The organism is Sphaerochaeta sp. S2 (genome assembly GCF_016406725.1).
Taxonomy (GTDB): domain Bacteria; phylum Spirochaetota; class Spirochaetia; order Sphaerochaetales; family Sphaerochaetaceae; genus Sphaerochaeta.
Genome location: NZ_JAEKNT010000551.1, coordinates 1 through 3,016, shown reverse-complemented (window position 1 = coordinate 3,016; position 3,016 = coordinate 1). Strand labels below are relative to the sequence as shown.

The window sequence follows — 3,016 nt, the reverse complement described above, 5'->3', positions numbered from 1 at the left end:
ACTTCACCCACTGCTTGCCGGTTGCAGCCTCACTTTGCGCAATCTCATTGGTGTGATGAACGGGAATTGCATCAATTCCGCCACAGTGGATGTCAAACGACTCCCCCAGGTAGTGCATGCTCATCGCGGAGCACTCAATATGCCAACCGGGAAAGCCCTTTCCCCATGGGGAATCCCACATCATTGCCTGCTCCCCATGCTTGCTCTTGGTGAACCAGAGCACAAAGTCCTTGGGATTTTTCTTGTTGTCATCACTGCTTACATCATCACGAACAGCGGTCTTGAGGGAATCGAGATCGAGTCGAGCCAGTTTACCATAGTCGGGAATTGAATCGATGCTGAAATAGACATTGCCCCCACTGACATAGGTATGGCCGCTCTCCTCCAGCCTCTTGATCAGATCGATCATCTGCTGGATATGGTCGGTTGCCTTGCAGACAACACTGGGCCGGATCATATGCAAGGAGTCATAATCCTTGAAGAATGCATCGGTATAGAACTGGGCAATCTCCCAGACACTCCTATGGGTCTGGCTTGCCATTTTCTCGATCTTGTCCTCACCTTCATCCCCATCTCCGGTCAAGTGTCCGACATCTGTGATGTTCATGACATGGTTTACCTTGAAACCGGAGACAAGCAGTGTGCGCTTGAGCAGGTCCTCAAACAAAAAGGTCCTTAGATTTCCGATATGTGCATAGTTGTATACAGTAGGTCCACATGAGTAGAGACCTACCTCCTTATCGTGTAATGGTTCAAATGCTTCCAAACTACGACTCATGGTATTATAGAGAAAGACAGGCATTGAGAGCTCCTTTAGGTTGCCCACCCCAAAAAAAGGGGGTAAGATGTCTCCATGCCTACCAATGTACGCAATAGTATTGAAAAAATCAACCTTGACCACCTGCTCATGGAGAATCTGGAACTCGCTTCACACAGTAGTATTCAGTGTGGGGGAAATGCCCAATGGGCTGCCTATCCCACTAATTTCGAGGAACTGAGAATCCTGATAAACCATGCAAAGGACAATAACCTTCCCCTCTCAATTCTTGGGGGAGCAACCAATACCTTGATCAGTGACAAGGGTGTGGAAGGACTGGTTATCCTCACTGGCCACCTTGCCCGAAGACATGTACAAGGGGAGATGTTTTGTGTCCGCTCAGGTTGTCCTCTGGATAAAGCCATCTCACAGGCAATTGAGGACGGACTGGAAGGGCTGGAAATGCTCGGTGGCATCCCTGGAACAGTGGGTGGCGCTATCTATGGAAACAGCGGTGCAAACGGTGTACAGATTGGGGACCTTCTCTACTATGTCGACTATATGACCTTGGATGGGAAACTTCATAGGATGCAAATTCATCAGGATGAGTTCTCCTATCGCCACTCCCCTTTTACCGGCAGGGATGATTTGATCATCTATGAAGCAGGATTCCGGTTAAAGCCTACCACACAAACCAGTGAGGTAAGAAAACGCAAGGACACGGTAAAAAAACATCGTAAGCATAAAGGTCTGTATGACTATCCAAGCCTTGGGTCAGTATTCAAGAATCCAGAAGGAAAGAAAGCTGCTGCCCTCATTGATGCCTGCAATCTCAAGGGGCATACGATCGGGGGGGCCAGCGTATCCCCAAGCCATGCCAACATCATCATCAATCGTGAGGGGAAGGCCACCAGTGAAGATGTAAGAGCCTTGATCGAATACATCAGGGCTGTGGTACAGAGTGAATTCCATATCACCTTGCAAGAAGAGATCCACTATCTTGGCCGGTGGTAAAGCGAAATGAATAGGTAAGTGACAACTGCTCGTTGACATCTTTTTCGATGGCCAGAGACAGGGGACCCTTCTTAAGAAGCAGGGAAAATGCAATGCCATCCCTGCCAAGACTGATTGTTCCCTGTTCTGCCTTCATCTCCAACGACATTCCATCAGTACTGTTCCAAGTGACATCCACTGTGTAGCCCATCCACTGTCCTGATACTTGGTAGCTGGTCTTCCTGCTCTCCTCTCCGGATGTTCTGGTTTTCACCCACCTATCAAAACTACTCTCCAAGGTAATCGTCTTCCATGTATACCTGATTTTAGAGTGTACAGATTGTTCCATCTCTTGCCTCTGCCCACCAAAAACCGGGGAGGGACCTGTCTGTATCTCCCCTCTCCACGATGCCTGTAGGCCATGACTTCTCATCTGCAGGGCGAAAGATTGCGTTTGCCTTTCTGAGGTTCCACCGAACTTCCAATCGAATGAAAGCGCCCTCTGTGAGATTGAGATATCATGGGAGAGAGAAAAGCGCTCTCCCTTCCCCCAAGAGGCAACAAGAGAGAGATCCACATGAGGGCTCTCTTGATCCCAGAAGAGATACACCTTTCCAGGTTGTTCATTCCACGAATATACCGATGGGTCAGGAGTGTGTCCTTCTGCAAGTTGATATGCCATTCCTCCTTGCATTCCCTGTATGTGGAAGACCCTGTTATTCTCTTCCCTGTACAGGTAAGAGAGACGTATGTCTTCTTTTTCCAATGAACTGCTGGACCATACCCTTTCGAGGAAAGTCCTGGGCTTATAACTGAAGCTCCAGACTTTTCCCTCATAAGAAACATATGGTTCAATCTGCAGCTCAGAAGAGGAGAGAAAGAGCTTTAAGCGGAAATCTTCTCTCTCTTCCTCACTATGGTAATCAATGTTCATGGCTTTCTGCAGAGGAATAAATGAACCTTGTACTGTTGTTTGCGCATGCAGGAAGAGGGGAAGTGTCCAAAACCACAGGCAAAGAAATACCTTCATAAGTGGAAAAGAACTAAAGGTTCTTTTTTCGCTTCATGTGTCAACCGTAAGGGAAAATGTCATCTGAGAAAGTTATTGTGAAATGACAGGATTCTTGGAAAAATTCCAGGGGTATGGGTCCACCCGACCAAGCCCAGGAGCAAGTACTTCGGGGAGCGCCTGGAGATGGATGCATCCTCCTACGTCTGGATCAAGGGACTGGGAAAGTGCACCCTGCATGTCTGCATCGATGACGC

At 48.2% G+C, this 3,016-nt stretch carries 2 protein-coding genes and 1 pseudogene; 1 reads left to right on the top strand and 2 read right to left on the bottom strand.

Features of this window, described 5'->3' with window-relative positions; translation table 11 throughout:
• Positions 1-802: pseudogene (gene cysS / locus JF818_RS16230) on the bottom strand (cysteine--tRNA ligase); the annotation flags it as partial.
• Positions 803-853: 51 nt separating this feature from the next.
• On the opposite strand from cysS, the gene murB reads away from it, so the two are divergent.
• Positions 854-1,771 carry a UDP-N-acetylmuramate dehydrogenase gene (gene murB / locus JF818_RS16225; RefSeq protein WP_198893081.1) on the top strand — a complete coding sequence of 306 codons (918 nt, stop codon included), beginning with the start codon at positions 854-856 and terminating at the stop codon, positions 1,769-1,771.
• Here murB and JF818_RS16220 read toward each other — a convergent pair.
• Positions 1,731-2,780, bottom strand: a complete 1,050-nt coding sequence (locus JF818_RS16220) for a hypothetical protein (protein ID WP_198893080.1) — start codon at positions 2,778-2,780, stop codon at positions 1,731-1,733. The genes murB and JF818_RS16220 overlap by 41 nt on opposite strands.
• Between the last annotated feature and the right edge of the window lie 236 nt (positions 2,781-3,016).

Excerpts from the sequence above, each read along its gene's own strand:
- murB (WP_198893081.1), top strand. The coding sequence starts at position 854 with ATGCCTACCAATGTACGCAATAGTATTGAAAAAATCAACCTTGACCAC.
- JF818_RS16220 (WP_198893080.1), bottom strand. The coding sequence starts at position 2,780 with ATGAAGGTATTTCTTTGCCTGTGGTTTTGGACACTTCCCCTCTTCCTG.